The following is a 20,944-nucleotide window of genomic DNA, read 5'->3' as shown; positions in this document are numbered from 1 at the left end:
ACGACTGTGGCTACCAATCGGCATTAGCAGATTTCATTCTCAAAGGAATTGTCCTCCTTACTCGCCTTTTATTAAGCACCTGCGGCAGCGCCCTTTTGGCCTGTCCATGCTATTGGATGCAAGATTGTAGGAGGTATACGGTTGTGCTTAGTGTAGTTTTTACGTAAAGCAACCGGAAGGGGCACTCGCGTTGTTATCTTTGTGGTCAATCCACGACACTATGTACAACTTAATTCTATTTGGCCCTCCTGGATCAGGCAAAGGCACTCAGGCGGGAAAGCTGGTCGAGAAGCATGGTTTCCTTCACATCAGTACGGGGGATATGTTCCGCGAGGAACTGAGCAAGAACACACCCCTTGGCCAGGAAGCCAGAAGTTTTATGGATCGTGGCCACCTAGTCCCGGATGAAGTGACCATTGCCATGTTGCGGAAGCGAGTGGAGGCTAACCCAGACGTTGAAGGGATCATTTTTGATGGCTTTCCACGGACGGACCCTCAAGCTGTTGCCCTCAATGAACTCATGGAGGAGTTGAATAGCCAGATTGATGCCCTCATTCTCCTGGACGTCAATAAGGATGAAGTCGTGAAGAGAATTCTTGGCCGTGGAGCTACAAGTGGGCGGGCGGACGATCTCAAGGTAGATACTATCACTACGCGCTACGATAATTTCGTTGCTTATACGACGCCGGTCTACCATTACTACGATGAGCTTGGCTTAGCGCATAAAGTTGACGGCATGGGGAGCATTGATGAGGTTGCCGCGGCCGTTGAAGCGATCGTTTCTCCGGAACTTCACTAAGTTCCATTATTAAATTACGGTATTGAAGGATCAGGCGAACTACGCGGCTGCCCTTGGCGATTAAAGATTGACCCGGTGAGCATCATTGTGGGCAAAGCTTTCTAAAAGACAACCAAGCAATGGCAAACGGTAACTTCGTTGACTACGTTAAGATATACCTTCGTTCCGGAGATGGGGGGGCGGGCTCTGCTCACTTCTACCGGGCAAAAGGTATCCTGAAGGGTGGGCCTGATGGCGGCGATGGCGGACGGGGAGGACACATCATATTAAAGGGGAACCGAAATCTCTGGACACTACTAGGCTTCAAATACCGTAAGCATACCAAAGCACCACACGGTGGAGGAGGTAGCGAAAATAATCGCCACGGGTCCGATGGGGATGACGTAATTCTGGAAGTTCCGCTCGGTACACTGGTCCGCGACCCAGAGACGGGAGAGGTACTTTTTGAAATATCGGAGCACGATAAGGAAACAATCATCGTACCCGGTGGCCGTGGAGGGAAGGGAAACACGTTCTTCAAGTCTTCCACCCACCAGACCCCTCGCTATGCGCAGCCCGGCGAAGATGGCGAAGAAGTGTGGCGCATTCTGGAGCTTAAGCTTTTAGCTGACGTTGGTTTAGTCGGTCTTCCTAACGTCGGTAAATCCACTTTACTAAGTGTAATGTCAGCGGCTAAACCAGAGATCGCTAACTATGAGTTCACGACGCTAGTCCCCAATCTGGGGATGGTCCAATACCGTGATGGCCGGTCATTTGCCATGGCGGATATCCCCGGAATTATCAAGGGCGCTCATACGGGCAAAGGGCTGGGGCATCGCTTCCTACGCCACATCGAACGGAACGCTACGCTGCTTTTCTGTATCCCCGCCGATGCGGATGACATCCGGGGCCAGTATCAGATACTACTCAACGAACTAAAGCAGTACAATCCGGAACTGCTGGATAAGCCCCGCATCCTGGCGCTAACCCGGGCCGATATGGTAGATGATGAACTGAAGGAAATGAGGGCGGATGAGATTCCAACGGACCTACAGCACATTTACATATCCGCCATTACGGGAGAGGGCATCCAAGAATTAAAGGACTTGCTGTACCAAAAAGTGATCGCTCAGCGGGAGGATTACGACGGGCCGCAGTTAGCCATGGAAGAAGAATAGAGCAGTTGTGATTGCCCCCCCATCGATCTTGATGAGTAGTCCTACAAAAATCTATTCAACTCTGCCCCGACGAGATTTTGCATCATCGCGATCGCCAGGTCTCTAGCTTCAACATCCGTAAATCCAGCATCTGAATAGTGTTGCTCCAAACGCGATTGAGTTTGGTGGTAACTTACTTTCAACGCGGTGATGACGTGAGAGTGGAACGGGTCTTCACTAGCCCAGTCATTTAGGTTCTCCCATAAGCTGGCGGCCCAATCTTTAGTACGGCTGCTGGCCACTGCACTCAGCGTCGTTTTAGTCGTATACAGTGCCTTACGCTGCTGTTTTAGAAACTTGGCCCGCTTTTGGTCGGTAGTGCCAGCCGCTAATTCGTCCGCAACGGTGAGCAGCAGCTGGGTTTCCGGCCAGGAGGTAGCCGGAATGTCACCCGTAACTAAACTTCGGGGAGAATGGCTGGCGTATTGCTTATACAAAACGAGTGCGGGTAGTTCACGGACGGCTCGCTCGTAGGCTTGCTGCGTACCCGGCCCGTAAAGGCCATCAATGCCAGAAGTGTAGAAACCACGCTGCGTAAGTATAGTCTGTAACTCAGCCGTACTGTGCCGTTTCGTACTACCATCTAGGTTAGGCGGTTTTACGAGTGCTGTCGAAGTAGGGGGGACTGCTTCTGATGCGGGAAGTACTTCCTTTTCATCTCTGATGGTACTGCTTGGCGCATTGTTGGAATTGGTAGGTACAACTACCGTCGATCCCATTGGGGTAGGGGAGGGAGCGTCGCGTGTCACCTCCTTATTAGGAGTCTTAGCGGAGTTGCCGGCGCGAGGAATGACGGTTCCCGTATCTTCAGAAACATCTTCTCCCACATTGGTGACTTTTGCGCGGGGGGCAGTAGTCGGTTGGCTTAAGTTCTGATCAGCAGTATCCGCAATAGCCGGCCGGGGTGGTAGCACGATGGGAATCAGGGGTTGTTTCACGCCAGTCTCAAACACGTCAATAGGTATGAGCTGAAGTGAAGGAACAATTTTGACGAAGGCATCCGCATAGCCCGCCGCCTTAATCTGTTTAATGGCAGTTTTCGCGGCTTCGGTCGAAGGATAAGGACCAGTAAAAACCTTGAGGGTGCCGTCCAAAGAGCTAGCGTGCAGTGGGCCCAACTTGAGGTATTCCTTCCACTTGATTGGCCTATCGGTTCCGTGCAGGGCAAACTGAACCATAATTTCCGGCGTACCCGCAGTACTTGGAATAGTGACCAGGCGCGCATTCTGAAACCCGCGGTCGTTCAACTGTTGAAGGATACCGGTGGCCTTATTCTTACTGGTATATTGCCCCACCATTACCTCGACTTCTTTGTCACTGGCCGGTAGACTGTACACATAACCCAGATCTCCGATTATCTTGAAGTCCTGACCACGAACGTCACGGAAGATGCCTGCGTGCACGGCGTAAATATCCTGCGCTTTCAGGGGGAAGCAGGCCAATAGCGTAAACAGGAACAGCGTAGCTTTACTGGTGAGTGAGGGTGTCATGGTATGCAGAAAGTGTAATCAGTAAGTGGGCTCACTGGCCCCTGCATTAACGTAACCACGCTGAATAAATTACACAGTAACGATCACCGCTACAGCGCATGACCTAACAGAAAACACCCAAAAAAGTGGCTGCGCATATTTTTGAAAACAATTTGTTTTGTTAGGGGCAACTTTTATTAAGTTCAACCGTATCCACAGTAAACCTGCTACCAACTGGCACGAAGATTGCCAGTAGTCGTAAGCCGCCAAACAAATACCTTGGGAGCCCGCAATTTTTACGAAGGCCGCCGAGTTGACAAATCGTATGAGCAAAAGAAATGAGCAGCGCCGTTTAGCCCTCAAGAAGTTAGTGGCGGACTTCGAAGAGAGCATTCGCAGAGATGAGCCCCTTTTCCTCGGCCAGGAAGAATTTGAGGATATTCTTGGCTTCTACTTTGAGGCTGGAGATTTCGACCAAACCCTATTAGTAGCCGATGTTGCCCTGGCGCAGCACAGCTATACTCCGGAGTTTTACCGTTGGAAAGCATTGATTCACAAAATCAATTTTCAGGAGGAGGAAGCGTTGGACACACTTAACCGCTTAGCTGTTTACGCTCCAAACGACGAAGAATCTCTCATGCTGAAGCTGGAGATACTGATCCATTTCAACAAGGTAGAGGAGGCGCAAGAGGTGCTCAGTACCCTATTCGCCCGCATCCAGGAAGACAAAAAACTTAGCCTACTCCACTTCTTTGAGGGCTTAATTCATCTTCACACGGAAGAAGTGGCCTCCGCTTGGTCTTCCCTCATTAAAGCTATCCAACTCGACCCTTACCAGGAACCTGCAATCGACGAAGCTCTCAACGCTGCTGAATTTGCTTTTTACCAAAAGGAACTTTCCAACGTGCTGGAGAGGATTTTGGATAAAGACCCCTTCAACCACCTCGCCTGGTTCTACCTCGGCTTGTGGTACGAGGACCACGGGGAGGACTTCAAATCGCTGGACGCCTTTAGTAGTGCCCGCTCTTTATTTGATAAGGACGCCCGCTACGAATTATCCTATGCGGACAAACTCTTTGACCTCGAACGGTACAGTACCGCCCTGGTAGTCTACCGTAGCTACTTCTCGATGCCCAATGCAGAAAGCAACTACGAGACGTTCATGCGGATGGGGCGCTCCTACCAAATGCTTGAGGACTTAGGCCGGGCTAAAGCAGCCTACTTCAAGGCGGTAGAAGCAGATCCTCGCATGTTTGATGCTTACCAATATCTGGGTGAGTGCTTTGCGGCGGAGGGTAAATGGGGCGTCGCTGCGCATAACTACGGCCGAGCCGTTGAGCAGACCGGTCATTCCGCAGACTGCTGGTTGGGGCTCGCCCTTTGCCAGAGTGCCCTCAACGAAACGGAAGAAGCTGATGCTGCTTTCCGTAAAGCCATTACCCACCAGCAGCAGTATAGCGATGCGATCGTGGCTTACGCTATTTTTCTGGTTGACCTGGGAGAAGAGAGCAAGGCCAGATTTCTGCTCGAGGATTCTTTGTCCCGCTACGAAGACGCTACGCTGCTCTACGGAATGGTTGCCGTCTGTTACGTCACCAAGCGGCGTGTTCAGGCACTAGAATTACTCAACGACGCCCTTTCTAACTACTACGATGATCGGGAACTACTCCTGAATTGGTACCCTGATCTGCTGGAGGATGACCAGTTCCGCGCCATTTACGCGCTTTACGAAAATCGGTAAGTGAGTTTGAGCGCGCATCGGGACAGTTACTGTCCTGATCACTTGAATTATACTTGACTATTGAAGCTGCCCGAGCAATGCGTATACGGCCGCGCCAATAGCTACGGATACGTTCAGGCTTGTGTTTTGTCCGTGCATCGGTAGGTGTACGGCGGCATCTACCTGCGCAAGTAACTCGGGGGCAACCCCAGCAGCTTCCGCACCGGGAAGCAGTACTACTTCCCGATGTCCGTCGCGGACGTCTTGGGGTAGCTCGTAGCTTAATACGGAGCTGCTGCTATCCGTCAATTCCAGGGCCAGTAAGTGAGCCCCTTCCTGTCTTTTGGACATCAGAAAATCCATCCCGTTAACTACCGTTTGGTAGGGGACGGACCTGACCGTTGAGCGTGCCGTTTTGTTGATCTTACTATTCGGCGGGGTAGGTGTGGTGCCCGCCAGTACGATTTTGGCTCCGGTAGCATCGGCAATTCGGAAGGCAGACCCAACGTTGAGGGGGTCGCGCAGATCCACCAGTAGCAAGGTTAGTGCGTGCCGCCGCCCGGAGGTCTCCACTTCGTGGTGGTCGAGTTGTCGGATTACTGGGTGAAGCTTACCAGTTCAATCTCAAACACCAGGGGGGTGTTGGGGCAAATACTGCCGGGTACGCCACGGGTGCCGTAGGCTACTTCCGGAGGTAAGAAGAGTTGAATTCTACCACCGGCACCAACTAGCGGAATACCCAATTGCCAACCTCTGATCAAACCGGAAAGGCTAAACGTCCGCGGGTTGCCAGTCGTTTGGTCGAAGATATCACCGTTGGTTTTCATGCCAACGTAGTTGACGGTCACCATAGAATTTGGCTGCGGGCGCTCCCCATCCCCCGCCTCGAGGATCAGGTAGCTAAAGCTATTGTCCGCGCCGGGCGTCACGTTCAGCATATTCGTATCAATGTACTCCTGCAGCGTGGGCAGCATCTCCTCCTCACAGAAACTCAGGTTATCGTTACTACCACAGGCAGAATAGAGGAAAACACCCAGGAGCAGAACACAGAGTAGATATTTCATCGAAGTTGGTTTTTAAGGGAACGCAAAAGTACGGTCTTTCGGCTACTCCGTTAGTTGATAATCATTGGGAGATTGTAACCTCCATTACGTTGAGCAACTCCCAATACGTGAAATCTTATTGTTAGGCCACAAATTTTCTATCGTTACCGAACCCACCGAATTTTGCCCCGGTTAGAAAGAACAGTTACAAGATTTATGATAAGGTGAGTGTATTTATGGCCCGTCGCGAAAACGCTGAACGGGCCTTTTTTATGTCTATCTGGGCGCTGCCGCGGGTGCAAAGTAAGTGGGGAGAATGGACTGATCTTCTCGGTTAGGCGCGAGACCTTTACCGGAAGGATGGAGCAAAATTGCTGAACGGATAAAAGGGAAGGGGTGGACCAAGTTCCCCCAAGCCAACCGCGCGTACCCGTACCTTTAGGGGGATGCGTTCCTACCAGCTAACTACCGTTGCCGTCACCCTGATCCTGCTATTGGTGGGTGGTGGCTGCAATGAGTCACCAACCCAATCACCATTGAGACCGACTCCGAAACCGACTACCATTCACACCGAGGCTGACTATCAGGACCTCTCAATCCCGGACTCCGTCCTATACGATAAAGTGTTGGGCAGCCTGGTCGGGTCAGCCATCGGTGATGCCATGGGCGCCCCCACCGAAATGTGGAACCAGTGGGCCATCAGCGAAGAGTATGGCCACGTCAAAGACCTGGATGTCGTCCTCCGCGAACCCAGTCCCGAAGGACCGTGGGATTTCAACCTACCCCCCGGCGCCGGGACGGACGATACCCGGTGGAAAGCCCTCACCACGGAATTTTTGATCCAGGAGCACCTACTGCGGGGAAGTAAACCACTGGACCTTAAGGCCGACCGCTTCGCTACTTTTGTCAATCAGGCTTATGAGCGATCCGTCAACGAACTGAGGGAAACCAAAGGCCTGGAACCTGAACCCCTGGAAGACGGTATGCGCCGCGTCACCTGGTTGCAGGAGTGGGCCAAGGTCAGCCGGGCCTACGTAAGTGGAGACATCGATGCTTACCGGAATGCGACGACGAAATTCTACGGAGGGGAGATGGCCTGCGCCGGCATGCTCTACGCTCCCACCATTGGAGCTGCCTTCCCCGGCCGCCCCGAAGCAGCCTACCGAGCGGCTTATGACTTGGGCATTTTCGACCTGGGTTACGCACGGGACATCACCGGCCTCACCGCCGCACTTACAGCCGCTGCCTTCAGTGACGGTCTTTCCCTGGATACCGTACGGAACGTGGCGCGGGACGTCGACCCGGAAGGGTTTTTCCGCTCCCGCCTATTAGGAAGGGTGAGCTACCAACAGTACCGCAGCGCCCGCGGCATCGTCCGCCAAGCCAGCCGAATCACCCGGGAGGAAGCCGCCGCAATGAAAATGACCTTTCCGGATGACTATCCCTACGATAGCCTGACCTACGCCCGAACCCTCAAAGCGTACGAGCTACTGAGGCAAGCTAGCCAGGATGCGCCTTTCCACGCCGGGGAAATTCATCTCATCAACCTTACCGCGCTGCTAATATCAGACTTGGACTTTTCCAAAGCAATGGAGTTCGTCACCAACTACGGGCGGGATAACGATACCGTTGCCGCCGTGACGGGAGCTATTCTGGGTGCCCTCCACGGATATAATGCCCTTCCCCCGGAGCAAAGGGAGCGGGTAGTGAAGATCAACCGGGACGTCCTCGACATCGATTTGGAAACCCTGGCTTGGGAGATGACGCAGGCCATCATATCTCGTCGTCCGGAAGTGTTCAAGTAGGCAATTATCCGTTGCGGTCAATACTGTCCTTCGGGGAATGGTCCCATTACCCCATTTTATTGCACCCGCGGCAGCGCCGAATTGGGTAGGCGGTAGCTAAGCACGAGTTGGCAGGATTAGCGCCGGGAGTAATTCGGTGCTTCCTTGGTGATCGTGATGTTGTGGGGGTGGCTCTCCGCCATGCCCGCACCGGAGATGCGCACGAACTCAGCGTCCAGGAGGCCATCGATAGTAGCGGCGCCACAGTAACCCATGCCGGCGCGGAGGCCACCGAGGTATTGGTTGACGACTTCGGCCAGGCTTCCCTTGTAAGGAATGCGACCCTCGATCCCTTCGGGGACGAGTTTCTTGACGTCGTCCTCAACGTCCTGGAAGTAACGATCCTTGCTGCCCTTATTCATAGCGCCGAGTGAGCCCATGCCGCGGTAGACCTTGAACTTACGCCCGTCATACAGGATGGTTTCACCCGGGCTTTCGTCGACACCCGCAAAAAGGCTACCCGCCATGATGGTGGACGCGCCAGCCGCAAGGGCCTTCACGATGTCGCCGGAGTAACGGATGCCACCGTCACCGATAATGGGGACGCCAGTGCCCTTCAACGCTTCGTAAGCATTGTGAATGGCGGAGAGTTGGGGTACACCTACACCCGCCACGATGCGCGTAGTACAGATTGAGCCAGGTCCTACGCCCACCTTCACACCATCCGCGCCAGCATTAGCGAGGGCCAGAGCAGCAGCACCGGTGGCCACGTTACCGCCAATGATTTGCAGATCGGGAAAGGCATCCTTGGTCTTGCGGACCGCATCCAGGACCCCCTTACTGTGGCCGTGGGCCGTATCGATGGTGATCACGTCAACGTTGACGTTGACGAGGGCTTGCACCCGCTCCAACATGTCGGCAGTGACGCCAATCGCGCCGCCAACGACGAGGCGACCGTAGGAATCCTTACAGGCGTTGGGGTAATCCTGGACCTTGATGATGTCCTTGTAGGTGATCAGCCCGGCGAGTTTACCGTGGTCATCGACGACGGGGAGCTTTTCAATTTTGTGGCTCTGGAGGATGTCCTTCGCCTGCTCCAGCGTAGTGCCCACCGGTGCGGTGACCAGGTTCTCGGTGGTCATGATCGTCCTGATCTCGCGGGACACTTCTTTTTCGAAGCGGAGATCCCGGTTGGTCAGGATGCCAACGAGCATTCCCTGATCGTCAACGATGGGAATTCCCCCGATGCGGTGGCGCTGCATCAGCGCGCGTGCGTCGCCAACCGTTGCGTTGATTTTCAAGGTTACGGGATCCACGATCATGCCCGATTCGGAACGCTTCACCATACGGATCTGCTCGGCCTGCTGGGCGATCGTCATGTTCTTGTGGACGATTCCAATACCTCCCTGCCGGGCGATGGCGATGGCCAGGCGACCGTCAGTAACCGTATCCATGGCGGCGGATACGATGGGCGCGTTCAGGCGAAGACCACGGGTAAGTTGGGAGGAGAGGTTGACCTCGCGGGGCAGAACCTCACTGTAAGCCGGAAGAAGGAGGACGTCGTCAAAGGTCAGTCCTTGCTGGGCAAACTTGGGGGGGTAGCTTTGGTTGGATTCCATGCGCAAAGGTATGTAAAGTTTGGAAAACTTTGAACGCTTCGGGCAACGGGCAAACTTATCGTTATTGGGTGAGGGCCAACGCGGCAACCCCAATGCGAGCGTCCGGGTAACGTTTGAGAATAGCCTGGCTACAGTAATCCAGCGTCGCTCCGGTAGTGATTACATCATCAATTAGTAGTACTGTCTTGTCGGAGAGATCGTGCCGCCCGATCACGAAAGTTTCCTCCACGTTAGCGATCCGGTCCAGCTTACCCAACTTAGTCTGTGACTGTTGGAAGCTGCGGCGGGCCAGCCCTTGAGCCAGTACCGGGATACCGAGCACTTCGCTCATACCGACGGCAATCCGTTCAGCCTGGTTGTAGCCTCTTTGCCGCTTACGTTTACCGTGGATGGGGACGGGAATCAGGTAGTCCACGTTACGGACGACGTCATTGTCGAGCAGTTCTTCCGCAAACATCGCGCCCAGCTCCACGCCTACTTCCGGCCGGTTGTGGTACTTGAGGGCGTGGATGAGGCTTTGTACCGCGCTATCATCTTTGAAGTCCATATACGCCGCGCCAAAGACGAGTGGAACCCGGCCGGCGAAGCGGTCCGTCAGCTCATTCTCCGGGTATTCCCAGTGTTTGGTGAAACTCAAACCGAGATAGCAAGAAAAGCAAAGGGCGGGTTTCTCGTTCGGCCGGATGGACCGCTGGCAATTGAGACAGAGGCTGGGGTAGAGGAAGGTACTCGTGCCGTGAGCAACGTCCCTGAGAAATGACCGAAGCGCGGACTTAATCAATGTAATCCCATTTGCGCAGAAAGCGGATGCCGACGGACAACTCAATGGTGAAGTTGCGAATCATTCGCGCCCCGATGGTACGAGTGTTGGCGGAGAATGGGTCGATGACGTTCTCGATTGGCCCCTGATTGTACTGGAAACTTAAGTCTGGGTGCGCAGTGAGTTCGATGAAAGCAGATGTAGTTTCGCCAAGCGGGAACACTGCCCCGCCCCCGAAACTGGCACCATAGACGACTTCGTTCACTGTGTCTGGACTATCGAAGGGAAAATTCAACCGGTAGTTTGGATCGATATTACTGTCTACATTATCATACTTGCTCAAGTTGTTACTGATACTGTACTCAATTCTCAGACCAAGAGAGTAGTAGAGATCAGCTACTTGAGTATAAGCGACGACTGATTTAGCTCCGGCCCCGAGCGAGATATTCTGAAAACGGAAATCGAACGATGGTAATGTGACTTGGTTGCCATCGAATCTAAACGCCCGCCGCCGGCTTATCCGGCTCCCCCGCGTATGATAGCCCAGCTGCCCGTAGAAGCTGAATCGTCCACCCGCTGGAATAGTCTCCAGGTAAAGGGCGCCGTGGTAGCCCAACAGAAATTCCGTTTCGAGGCCAGACCAATCCTGGTTGCCCGCACTGAGGCCACCCTTCACGCCGAATAGGTAGCCACCCCAATCAACGCCATATTCTCCGAACTGAGTGAAGTCCTGCGCGACTAGGGCCGGTGAGGTGCTGCAGTAGAAAAGGACAAATACCAGAGTGTAAGCGCGGGCCAGGGAGTTCAGCATAGAAGATTGGCGATTTGGTTCCGCTAAAGTAAGGAAAGCCCGTTCAGTTTTAGGTGGGCCTTGGCGTAGGGTGAGGGAGTCACCACCGGGCAAAAAATTAGCCACCCCGCCGGTAGCGGGGTGGCCATTCACCTTTTTTAGCTTCAAAACCTATAAATCAAAATTCTTAGCGCACCTTCAGTTGTTGACCAACGGAAATGTTGTTGGTGCTCAATCCATTCAGTTGCTTCAGGGCTGCCACCGTCAATCCGTAGCGGCGGCTGATGGCGTACAGCGTCTCGCCCGCCTTCACGGAGTGGAAACTGGAAGTAGACCCGGTATTCGTAGAAGTCGGGCGCGTAATCGTTGTGGGTGGGTTCGTCCGGGGCGTCGGGCGAACGGTAGGCCGGGGGGTGCGCGGCGCTACGACTTGCCCACGGGGTGGGGTAGATCCGTCATTCGTAGTGCTGGTCGTGGTCCCCGTATTAGTCGCTGCGGGGCGGCCACTTTCTACCTTGGGTGCCTTTTTGACCTTACTGCCCCGGAGTTTGATGCGTTGGCCGGTGGCGGGGTCGGAATCCTGCTCAAGTCGGTTCCGGCGGGCCAGGATTTTCAGGCGGAGGCCATACTTCTGGGCAATATCGTAGAGGTTTTCGCCCGGTTTAACGGTGTGGTAAGCCTCTCGGCCACGGTAAGCACGGCGCTTCTTCTTCAGGAAAACACGTTCGCCCGATCCTACCTGCTGGCCGTCCTTATTCAAACCTTCGTTGTAGGAAAGCAGGCGCTCAACGCTGAGGTCCACCTGCTTGGCAATTTCGTCTACAGACACTGGCGCTTCGCTGACGAAGTAGGTAACGTCATTCGTTCTCAGGATGCCGGTGACGGCGCGGCTGACTTCCTCACGGACGGGCTCGGTAACTTCTTCGGGGGTCGTCACGAAGGGCCGGTCGTACTGGGTCAAATTATACCGCTCAATCAGAGCAATTAGGATATCCGCGTACCGGGGGTCAGTCGCGTATCCGGAAGAGCGCAGACCTTTCGCCCAGGCGCGGTAGTCGCGTGGGTCCAACCGGAACAGGGCACCGTAGCGGTAAGCTTTGGCGGGGTTGCGTAGGAATTCGGAGTGCGCTACGTAGCTGGCCTCAGCGTTGCGGTACTTACGGAAACAGCTCTTAATGAGTTGGCCACGGCTATTGTAATCGTCGTCCTCACGGTAGTACTCTTCCCCCTTCCAATTTCCCCCGCATTTGATGCCGAAGTGGTTGTTAGCGGAGCGGGCCAGCACACTTTTGCCGGCGCCCGTTTCGTGCAGGCCTTGCGCCAATTTGATACTGGCGGGGATGCCCGCGCGTTGCATTTCGCGCATAGCAATGTCCTTGTACTTCGCAATGTAGGCGAGCTGGTTGGACGATTTGGCACTCGTCTCAGCTTGGGCAGTTGTACTGCATAGGCAAACGACCGCCAGCAGGGGGAGGATGAATTTCAGCATTGGGAAGATTTGAAGTTCTGTGGATGAGTGTCGTAAGAAAAAGCAAAACAAAACAAAAAGTAGGGGCACGTTGGCCAACGAAATTTATGGGTATCAGTCGGCGCCGTTCAATTCTGTCTTGAACGGGATAAACGCAAATGCTGACTGGTTTAGGACGAAGAAAGTGAACAATAAGGGAAAATTAAATTTTCCGACTACTGATTTTGCAAAATCTTTGGGCGGTATGACCGGATTGTAAGCAATATGCTAGTGCATTTCCGTAGGTGTCAACGAATTGAGGGTAGTTAACAGTAGGTAGCCCAACACGTATTACAATTATTTATCATTAACGGACCAGTGTTACTTCTCCACGCAGGACTGTCCTTTCACCGTTTAACAAAGTGGCTACGGCCGTGAAATGGTAGACGGCGGCTGGTGCTAGATCACCGTTTTCATAGCCTCCCCGCCACCCCCAAAACTGTTCCGAGGCGGGCACTGGGTCCGCTATTTCAAACACTTGCCCACCCCACCGATCAAAGATCAGGAGCTCATCAAATCGAGCAATTTGTTTGCTGGGGAAAAGCCGGAACACGTCGTTGATCCCGTCTCCATTCGGAGAGAATGCGGTGGGCGCGTAGACCGGCGCTGAGCGGTCCGTCACCAGTTGGAAGGTAGCGGTAGCCGGACAACCAATTTCGTTCGTTGCAGTGAATTGATAGATTGGTGTTCCAGTGGCCTGCAGCCAGACTTCATTGCCGAAGACCAGAGAATCCAGTGAAGGGGCCAGGAAAAAACTGTCCACGGGGAAGGCGGCGGCAACGCTTACCAACACGCTGTCTCCCAGTGGCACAACCGCACTGCCCGGCGTCAGACTGATTCGAGGGAGTTCCGCTGGGGCAAAATCAAAGGTCCGCACCGTCCGGCAACCCACTGCATCTTCTACGGTGAGTACCGATGTCCCCGCCCGTACCCTGAGAAGCGCCGGGAAGGAATCCACCATTCGGAAATTATCGTCATTCACGTCGTACAGGAAGGGGGGCACCCCACCGATGTTCCCGAAGATGGAGATGGTCGCAAAAGTGTCCAGGCAACTAGGGTCCGTCGTATTTACCACCAGGCTGAAAGCGGATCTGGATTGAATCGAATCCAAGGCCGTCGCTACGCACCCGTTGGCATCCGTCACCGTCAGGAAGTACCTGCCGGACGGGATGGCCGTTTGGATGGGGTCGGTACTTCCGTTGCTCCACAAAAAGTTATAGGGCGCCTGCCCTCCAGTAGGGTTCGCCGTCAGGACGCCAATGCTATCGAGGCCACATTCGGCGTCCGGGTCGGTCGTATTAGAAATCGCTAGGCTCAGGTCCGTCAGGGCAATGGTGACCTCGCCGGAGGGTACCGGAGCGCAGGCTGCCGTGCTGGTTACGGAGCTTAGCGAGACGGTTGTTCCCGGCGTTGCCGTTACGGGTACGGTCGTCGTCCCGTTCCCGATGGTCACGAGGCTCGTGGGGTCAGTTGAAAGCGCGAAGCTGGCCATTCCGGCGCCGTTGTAGGTCACCTCCAGGTTGGCCACGTTATCCGCACAAACCAATCCCGTTCCACCCAAAATCAGGGTAGCTTCCGGCCGCAAGCTGATGCTCAGAAGTACGGAACTGTCACAGCCTCCGGCGCCGGCACCGGGTAATTCAATCAGGGTGTCGGTCACCGCGCGGCTGTAGTCCACGCCCCCAACCGTTACGGTCTGGCAGGGAAACAGGATCGTATCGACCTCACCAACGGTGACCGGTGCAAAACGCAGGTCCACGGTAACGGTCGAGTCACAACCGTTCGCCGCCTGCCCGGCCAATCGTACCGTGCCGGAAGGCCGGTCAATGTCAAACACTTCACTTCCAACGGTAATGGACCCGGTCGCACACAAAGTCGGGCTTTGGGCGCTGAACGCAGGTGCCAGGTACTGGATATCGACCCTCACCGTAGAGTCACAACCGAGCGCACTGGCTCCGGGGAGGACCACCGTGCCGGAAGGGCGGCTCGGGGTGAATATTTCGTTGCCGATCACCACCGGCTCGGTACCACATACCTCCTGGCTGACGTCTCCTTCGGCTGGAGGAAGGAAGGAGAGGTCCACCATAATGATACTATCACATCCGGCGGCGGAAGGGGTTACGGAGGTGAACATTCCGGTAGGGTTGTCCTCCTGAAAGGTCCGCCCTTCAATAAATAAGGTATCTAAAGCACAGCGCGTACCGGTGTAGTTGGCCACGGCTGGCTCCCGGGTGGTGAAAGCCCTTAACTCATCCAACGTTGCGCTACATCCATTGGCATCCGTGATGCGGGTGAAACGGACCGTTGCCCCTTCAAAATTCTGGAGCCCAAAATCCGACGGACATAGCTCCTGCGAAAGCGCCAAACCCGGAACGGGAAGCTGTAGCGGGAACGGAGGCAACGAACCGCCGGTCACGAAGTCAACGGTAAACGGAGGCGTACCGGTAAAGGTGCCGGAAATGGTCGTACAACCCCCCTCACAAGCGGGCTCAAACGGTCCAATATTTGCCGTTGGCGCACCGGTGAACGGTACAATGTCCACGTCGTCAGAAACCGTACAGCCGCGCTCTTCGGTAGCTACTACCCGGTAGCTACCCGGAGCCAGACCCGAAACTGTAGCCGTAGTGGGGCCGTGGTCCCAAACGTAACTGACCGTACCCGTAGCTCCGGTCACGTCAGCCGTAGCCGAACCGGTATTGGTATCGCAATCTGGCTGGTTGGTAGTAATTGAAATCGCGATGGCCCCGCAGCCGCCCGCAGCAATGGTTGTTTCGCAACGCTGGGTGCAATTATTTCCGTCCGTGACGACGATCACGTAAGTATCCGGAGCCAGGTTACGGAAGGTGTCCTGAGCTGGCCGGCCCACGTCGTCGCCATTGATGGTAAAGGTGAATGGGGCTACGCCGCCAGTGAGCGTGAAACCCAGCTTGCCGTCATTATTACCGCTCTCCGTTTCGTTGACCCCCGCGCAAACCAGGCTGATGGGGGTGGGCTCCAGCACGTTGTACGCCATGGAAGTACCGATGCAGTTGTTGGCATCGGTCACCGTCACGAAGTAGGAACCGGTCGCGACGCCGGTGACGATGGGGTTGTCCGGAAAGGTATCCACGGACCAGGCGTAAGTGAGATCCCCAACGCCACCGCTCACGTTTGCGCGCAGTACGGCTGTGTTCTCTCCGCCACACAGAATTGGCGTGGTTTGATCCAGAAAGACATCTACGGCCGGTGGATCCGTCAGGTCGATAGAAAGGTTGACCGGCGGGCAGCCGCTGTCATCGGTGATCATCACGTTGTAGGTGCCAGCGGCCAGGCCGGTGGGGTTGATCTGCCCGTCGAGTGCATCGATTTCCCAATCAATGACGACGGACGCGCCTCCGCTCATGATATCCAACAGGATGGCTCCGTCGCTACCGCCCGCGCAGGTGGGGTCGGTAGTGGTAAACGTTGCCTGCAGATCGCAGGGTGCCGCAACGATCTCGAATGAGCAGGTTCCGGTACATCCCCCGAAGTTGAAGACGTTGACCGTATACATGCCTGGATCCAGCGAATTGACGGTGCGTGGGCTTGGCCCTTCCAGATCACCGGTGACGAATACGTCGCCGGGTTGGCTAAGTACGTCGTAGCCAAAATCAGAACCATCCGTCGCCGTGATGGTCACCGAACCCGTGCCGCCAAAGGTGATTGGCTGCGTTGCCTCACAGAAGATGGGAATGTCGCAGTCCGGCTGCAAAATTTGGCTGGTGCAGGTAGCGGGGCAACCCTGAGCGTCCACCAGGTTTAGCGTGTAGGTGCCGGATTGAAGCCCGGTAATGTCTTCTCCGTCAGCTACGGTAAGATCCGTTGCTCCGGGAATGGTATTGCCACCGCCATCCACACCCGAGTAGGTGAGCGAGAAGGGGGGCGTCCCGCCGGAAATAGCCAGCGTGATGAAGCCATCGTCATTGTCGTTCGCCGTCTCGTCGGTAGCCGTACAGGTGAGTTGGAGGAGACCCGGTGCGGAAATGACAATATCATCGGTAATGCTACAGCCGCGGTCGTCCGTCACCTCGTAGCTGTAGGTTCCGGCCATGAGATTTTCAATGCGCGGGGTAGTGGCACCGTTGACGCCAGGGCCCATCCATTCAATCTGGCTGTTTTCCCCACCGCTGATGTCCAGTTCGATGAGGCCGTCGCTTCCACCGTTACAACTAACATTGGTGGTTTGTACCGGCGTGATAATAATGTCCGAACAATCGGGTGGGTCAAATGTGAAGACGATGTCGATGGAGCAGTCGGGGCGGAACTGTTCGCGCAGGGTGAAAGTGTAGGTCCCAAATTCAAAGTCACTACCCGGCAATGTTACCCCGCTGTTGGGAATACCGCCGACGGGGGAGGTAGAATTGGTGGGGCCGGTCCAAGTCAACTCGAAGTTGGCCGAACCACCCGTTGGGTCGATGATGACGCTCTGGATACCATCCGGCCCGAGGGTGTAGTCGATGGTAAAGTTGACCAGGCAGGGCGCGGGTTCGACGGTCAGCATACACTCGCTGGTGCAACCGGTAGTGGCATCCGTGACGATGAGGGTGTAGGTGCCATCCGTCAGGTTAAATAGGGTATTGGTTCCGGCGGGTACGTTGTTGCGCGTCCCGGTGGCCGGGCCGGTGAACTGTACACTGAAGGGGCCGAGACCACTATTAATGGTATAGGCAGCCGTTCCGTTTTGCTGAAAGATGCTGCTGGGCGGCGTCGTCGCTCCACACACAATCTCTACCTGGGGCTGTTCGGGGACGGTGAAGGTGCGCGTCTGGGAGCAACCGTAAAAGTCGGTTACAACTGCCGTGTATTCTCCCGGGCCGATGCCGGTGATGTCGCGGGTCATTGCGGTAAAACCTCCCGGCCCCGTCCATTCGACGTCAAGGTCGGTACCGGAGGCATCCGAGCAGTAAAAACGGTTTTCGCTGAAGCCACGCAGACGCAGAGCGCCGTCGTTGCCAGCACAGGATACGGGGTCGATTCGGGCGTCGAAAGCATTGCCTACCGGCCCGGAACAGGTGGGGAAGAAAGTGTAGGTACACTCCGCGTAGCAGCCAATGATCTCTCCGGCGGCGTCCACGTCGGGGTTGCCGTCATCGTCGTTGTCAATAACGTCCCAGACCCGGACCGTCCAGGTGCCGGGGGCGAGGCAGGCATTGGTTCCGTTAGCGACGACGAGGTCGGCGGTGTAATTGCCATCCCCGTCGGGCTCGTAGGTGGCGTCGGAGGTGCCACCCCGCACGATGCGGAAGGTATCGAGCGTGACCGAATTGAATATCTGGCTGAAGTATAGGTTCTGGGAGCCGGTAGCCGTCCAAGTCATGCTGGCACCATCAGCGGCGTTGGAATTGGTGCTGTTGGCCGTTTCCCCGGAGCACATCGTGACCATAAGCGGGGAGGTGGCCGGGTCGCAGGGCATTTTCCGCAATCCATTGGTCACCGGCTGGCCCGCATCGCGTACTAACCGTGCCGGGAACTTGCTTTGCTCGGTGGATTGCCCGCAAATAATCAGGGGAAGGAACAAAAGTACCGTGAAAGCGATTCGTGAAAACATAACCTATTGATATTGGGGTACTTACGGGTGAAAGGTGGTGTGGCCCGCGCAGAAAACTAGCCCAATTTACCACGGGAATTCCGGAGTGCTTTCCCTAGTCGACTCATCTTTACCTATACTTACGCCGTTCTAATCTAAACCGCGGTGAAAATTCGCTGTACGCGGCGAATTTGTCTTAGTAGAGCTTTGTGCTTTTCTTTGCCCGTAAATCATTCATCAAACGCCAACTATACTATGGCTAGCATTAAAGAAAAAGTAACCCAGATCATCGTCGACAAACTTGGCGTCGACGAAGCAGAAGTTACCACCGAAGCAAGCTTCACCAACGACCTCGGCGCGGACTCGCTCGATACCGTTGAACTGATCATGGAATTCGAAAAGGAATTCGATATCAGCATCCCCGACGAGCAGGCTGAGAACATTCAAACCGTCGGCCAGGCCGTCACTTACCTGGAAAGCAGCGTCGAGAAGTAATTCTCCCCGTCTCTCCAAAAACCATCGCCGCCCGCTGTGCCCTTCAAACGGCCGCGGGCGGCGTTGTTATAAATAAAATACCCACCCATGAAAAGAGTAGTTGTAACCGGCATTGGCGCCCTCACAGCCATTGGCAATAACGTCGGGGAGTACCTCGAAGGCCTCAAGGCCGGTAAAAGCGGTGCCAAGCCCATCACTCAATTCAATGCGGAACAATTCAAAACTCAGTTCGCCTGCGAAGTCACGGACTGGGACGCCACGGATCGGCTCGACAAACGCGAGATCCGCCGCCTCGATCGTTACATCGTCATGGCACTCTACGCCGCCCAGGAAGCCATGCAAGACGCTGGATTTTACGGAGGAGAAGGAGAGTCGGTCTTTGAGCTCGACCCCGACCGCGCCGGCGCCATCGTCGCGAGTGGGATCGGAGGCCTGGGTACCCTCGAAAAAGAAATTACGGATTTTGCCAACGGCAGCGGAACGCCCCGTTACAATCCGTTCATGATCCCCAAGATGATCGCCAATATGGGGGCTGGCCACATCAGTATGGCCCACAACCTCCGCGGGCCCAGCTACGCCACGGTGAGTGCCTGTGCTTCCGCAGGACATGCTATCGCAGCGGCGGCCGATGATATTCGCCTGGACCGCGCCGACGTGATGGTCTGCGGTGGTGCCGAAGCCGTCGTCACCCAGGTAGGCATCGGTGGTTTTAACAGCATGAAGGCCCTCAGCACCCGCAATGACGACATGAAAACCGCCTCCCGCCCCTACGATGCGGAGCGTGATGGATTCGTCCTTGGGGAAGGCGCCGGTATTCTAATCCTGGAAAGTTTGGAACACGCCCAGGCGCGCGGTGCCAAGATCTACGCCGAAGTAGTGGGATACGCCGCCAGTTCCGACGCTTACCACATCTCCGCACCACATCCGGAAGGGCTGGGTGCTAAAATGGCCATGACCAACGCCCTGAAGTACGCCGGCCTCAAAGCGGAGGACGTGGACTACATCAACACCCACGGTACTTCCACCCCAATCGGGGATACGGCGGAGCTTAAAGCCATCCAACTGGCCTTCGGGGAAGCGGCGTATGGCCTCAACATCAGTTCCACAAAATCAATGACCGGCCACCTTTTGGGGGCCGCAGCAGCGATTGAAGCGATCGCCTGTATTCTGGCGATCAACCACAATTTCGTACCGCCGACGATCAACCACTTCAATGATGATCCGGACATTGACCCGAAACTGAACCTCACCTTCAACGAAGCGCAGGAAAGAACGGTGGATGTTGCATTAAGTAATACCTTTGGTTTTGGCGGGCACAATTCCGCTACCGTCTTCAAGCGGTTTAACGCATAAGCTCTGGTTTGATAAAGACCGTCCGACGATTCTATAATTATTTCCTCCATCCGGAACGTGAATTCGTCCGGCGGCTCCGGCGTTTGCTCGGATTTACGCCCGCGTACCTGAACGTGTTCAAGCTGGCGTTTCAGCACAAGAGCAACAACGGCGATACGGCAAAGGAAGACAAACCTTACGGCGGCCAGAATAACGAGCGCCTGGAATTCCTGGGGGATGCCGTCCTCGGTACCATCGTGGCGGAGTACCTCTACAAGAAGTACCCGCTGGGTGATGAGGGTTTCCTGACTAAGATGCGCTCCAAGATCGTCAAGCGGAACAGCCTGAATACGATTGGTGACAACATGGGGCTCGACGAATTGCTGAGCACCTACAACAACGTCCGCATCGCCAAGTCCATGCTCGGCAACGCCGTCGAAGCGCTCGTCGGGGCCATTTACGTGGAGCGGGGCTACAAGAAAACAACCCAGTTTGTCGTCCGCCAAATGCTGCGTAACTACGTGGACATCGAGCACCTGGAAACCTTCGACGATAACTACAAAAGCCAGTTGCTGGAGCACTGCCAGAAGAATGGCAGCAAGGTCGACTACTCCGTCGTTAAACGCTTCAAACAGGATAAGCGCGATCGCTTTAAGGTAGCCGTCAACGTTGACGGGCGCCGCGTGGCCGTGGGGGAAGACTTCAATAAAAAGAGTGCCGAACAGATCGCCAGCAAACGGGCCTTGGTTGATATGGGGATCAAAGTCAGCCGTTAGCTCTATCCCAACACTTGCCCTTTTCATGGCACCTGCGGCAGCGCCCAGCTATTCAGCATTGAGGGAAAACACTTTGGCTCAAGGATGGATACCGGCCGCCCTATTTTAG

15 protein-coding genes are annotated in these 20,944 nt (G+C 55.2%); 7 read left to right on the top strand and 8 right to left on the bottom strand.

Annotated elements, in window-relative coordinates:
• The first annotated feature begins 220 nt into the window (after window positions 1-220).
• A complete protein-coding gene (locus A3850_RS02360; protein WP_068213834.1) occupies window positions 221-799 on the top strand; it encodes an adenylate kinase in 579 nt (192 codons plus the stop codon).
• Window positions 800-918: 119 nt separating this feature from the next.
• Window positions 919-1,956: a GTPase ObgE gene (gene obgE / locus A3850_RS02355; protein ID WP_068213832.1), complete on the top strand. Its 1,038-nt coding sequence runs from the start codon at window positions 919-921 to the stop codon at window positions 1,954-1,956.
• Between the two features lie 41 nt (window positions 1,957-1,997).
• On the opposite strand, the gene A3850_RS02350 is transcribed toward obgE, so the two are convergent.
• Window positions 1,998-3,485, bottom strand: a complete 1,488-nt coding sequence (locus A3850_RS02350) for a peptidoglycan-binding protein (RefSeq protein WP_068213828.1) — start codon at window positions 3,483-3,485, stop codon at window positions 1,998-2,000.
• A 304-nt stretch (window positions 3,486-3,789) separates the two neighbouring features.
• On the opposite strand from A3850_RS02350, the gene A3850_RS02345 reads away from it, so the two are divergent.
• On the top strand, window positions 3,790-5,205 hold the full coding sequence (locus A3850_RS02345; RefSeq protein WP_068213825.1) for a lipopolysaccharide assembly protein LapB: 1,416 nt from the start codon (window positions 3,790-3,792) through the stop codon (window positions 5,203-5,205).
• 57 nt (window positions 5,206-5,262) lie between these two features.
• On the opposite strand, the gene A3850_RS02340 is transcribed toward A3850_RS02345, so the two are convergent.
• Complete coding sequence (locus tag A3850_RS02340) at window positions 5,263-5,757, bottom strand: TrmH family RNA methyltransferase (RefSeq protein ID WP_076639915.1); 495 nt, start codon at window positions 5,755-5,757, stop codon at window positions 5,263-5,265.
• 23 nt (window positions 5,758-5,780) lie between these two features.
• Entirely contained in the window at window positions 5,781-6,248 is a 468-nt protein-coding gene (locus tag A3850_RS20375) for an FKBP-type peptidyl-prolyl cis-trans isomerase (RefSeq protein WP_068213819.1), read from the bottom strand.
• Window positions 6,249-6,673: 425 nt separating this feature from the next.
• Here A3850_RS20375 and A3850_RS02330 point away from each other — a divergent pair, with 425 nt between their 5' ends.
• The gene (locus A3850_RS02330) at window positions 6,674-8,032 is read left to right on the top strand and encodes an ADP-ribosylglycohydrolase family protein (RefSeq protein ID WP_082921572.1); all 1,359 of its coding nucleotides are present in this window, start codon (window positions 6,674-6,676) and stop codon (window positions 8,030-8,032) included.
• 116 nt (window positions 8,033-8,148) lie between these two features.
• On the opposite strand, the gene guaB is transcribed toward A3850_RS02330, so the two are convergent.
• From guaB to A3850_RS02305, 5 genes are all read right to left on the bottom strand, one after another.
• Window positions 8,149-9,630 carry an IMP dehydrogenase gene (gene guaB / locus A3850_RS02325; protein ID WP_068213816.1) on the bottom strand — a complete coding sequence of 494 codons (1,482 nt, stop codon included), beginning with the start codon at window positions 9,628-9,630 and terminating at the stop codon, window positions 8,149-8,151.
• Window positions 9,631-9,691: 61 nt separating this feature from the next.
• Window positions 9,692-10,267 carry a ComF family protein gene (locus A3850_RS02320; protein ID WP_082921571.1) on the bottom strand — a complete coding sequence of 192 codons (576 nt, stop codon included), beginning with the start codon at window positions 10,265-10,267 and terminating at the stop codon, window positions 9,692-9,694.
• Window positions 10,268-10,403: 136 nt separating this feature from the next.
• Entirely contained in the window at window positions 10,404-11,348 is a 945-nt protein-coding gene (locus A3850_RS02315; protein WP_068213813.1) for a hypothetical protein, read from the bottom strand.
• Between the two features lie 19 nt (window positions 11,349-11,367).
• Window positions 11,368-12,669: a glucosaminidase domain-containing protein gene (locus A3850_RS02310; protein ID WP_068213811.1), complete on the bottom strand. Its 1,302-nt coding sequence runs from the start codon at window positions 12,667-12,669 to the stop codon at window positions 11,368-11,370.
• Between the two features lie 325 nt (window positions 12,670-12,994).
• Window positions 12,995-18,253, bottom strand: coding sequence for a gliding motility-associated C-terminal domain-containing protein (locus A3850_RS02305; RefSeq protein WP_068213808.1), 5,259 nt, complete (start codon window positions 18,251-18,253; stop codon window positions 12,995-12,997).
• 234 nt (window positions 18,254-18,487) lie between these two features.
• Here A3850_RS02305 and A3850_RS02300 point away from each other — a divergent pair, with 234 nt between their 5' ends.
• The 3 genes from A3850_RS02300 (at window position 18,488) to rnc (ending at window position 20,835) form a co-directional block, all read left to right on the top strand.
• Window positions 18,488-18,727, top strand: coding sequence for an acyl carrier protein (locus A3850_RS02300; protein ID WP_068213806.1), 240 nt, complete (start codon window positions 18,488-18,490; stop codon window positions 18,725-18,727).
• Window positions 18,728-18,814: 87 nt separating this feature from the next.
• Window positions 18,815-20,080 (top strand): beta-ketoacyl-ACP synthase II, encoded by a 1,266-nt coding sequence (gene fabF, locus A3850_RS02295; RefSeq protein WP_068213803.1) that lies wholly within the window; start codon window positions 18,815-18,817, stop codon window positions 20,078-20,080.
• Window positions 20,081-20,088: 8 nt separating this feature from the next.
• A complete protein-coding gene (gene rnc / locus A3850_RS02290) occupies window positions 20,089-20,835 on the top strand; it encodes a ribonuclease III (protein WP_231915272.1) in 747 nt (248 codons plus the stop codon).
• Window positions 20,836-20,944 lie beyond the last annotated feature (109 nt).

This window comes from Lewinella sp. 4G2, from assembly GCF_001625015.1.
GTDB lineage: Bacteria > Bacteroidota > Bacteroidia > Chitinophagales > Saprospiraceae > Neolewinella.
The sequence above is the reverse complement of the archived record's forward strand: the minus strand, read 5'-3'. Positions and strand labels throughout refer to the sequence as shown.